At 72.7% G+C, this 762-nt stretch carries 2 protein-coding genes; both read left to right on the top strand.

Going from position 1 to position 762, the window contains the following annotated elements:
* Positions 1-181, top strand: a 181-nt coding sequence (locus ACFPZL_RS13875) for a hypothetical protein (RefSeq protein WP_382335987.1), incomplete at its 5' end; no start/stop codon positions are given.
* Positions 178-762 (top strand): GMC family oxidoreductase N-terminal domain-containing protein (locus tag ACFPZL_RS13880; RefSeq protein ID WP_382335988.1); only part of this gene is annotated, 585 nt, incomplete at its 3' end. The genes ACFPZL_RS13875 and ACFPZL_RS13880, both read left to right, overlap by 4 nt.

A 762-nucleotide genomic window follows, 5' to 3' on the forward strand; every position in this document is an offset into this window, starting at 1 on the left:
CCCCGCGGCCGGCGACGATGAGCGAGGCGACCTCGCGGAGCGGTGCGATGCCGGCGACTGCGGCGGCGAGGTACTCGGCGTCCTCGTCCTCCTCGTCCAGCCGCTCGCGCAGCAGCGCCGGGCGATCCCGCGGGTACGGTCCGACCCAAGGACTGCCTCGCCGGGTAGGGTGTGGGGGTGAGCGAGCAGGCCGACTACATCATCGTGGGCGCCGGTGCCGCGGGCAGCGTGCTCGCCGACCGGCTCAGCGCAGACGGCCGCAGCACCGTGCTCGTGCTCGAGAGCGGCGGCAGCGACCTCGACCCGATGATCGCCATCCCGAAGGGATTCTTCTTCCTCTCGAGCGGGAACCGGCACTCCTTCATGTACGACACCGAGCCGACCGGACCGGAGCACGTGCGCGAGAGATGGCAGCGCGGGCGCGTCGACGGCGGATCCACGTCGATCAACGGGCTGCAGTACGAGCGCGGCAACCGGCCGTACTGGGACGCGCTCGAACGGTCGGGGCTGGAGGGCTGGGGCTGGAACACGATCCTGCCGCTCTTCCTGAGCCTCGAGAACCACGAGCTCGGGGCGTCGCCGGAGCGCGGGGCCGGCGGACCGCTCGACATCCGCGTGACGCGCGAACCGGACGAGCTGACCGAGGCGATGTTCGCGGCGCTCGAGGACTACGGCCTGCCGCGGGTGCCCGACATCAACGCCGCCGAGGGTCCGCGTGCCGGTTACCTGCCGAACACCGTCCGGCGGGGGAGGCGCCGCAGC

The sequence above is a fragment of the Leucobacter soli genome, assembly GCF_042659205.1.
Taxonomy (GTDB): domain Bacteria; phylum Actinomycetota; class Actinomycetes; order Actinomycetales; family Microbacteriaceae; genus Leucobacter; species Leucobacter soli.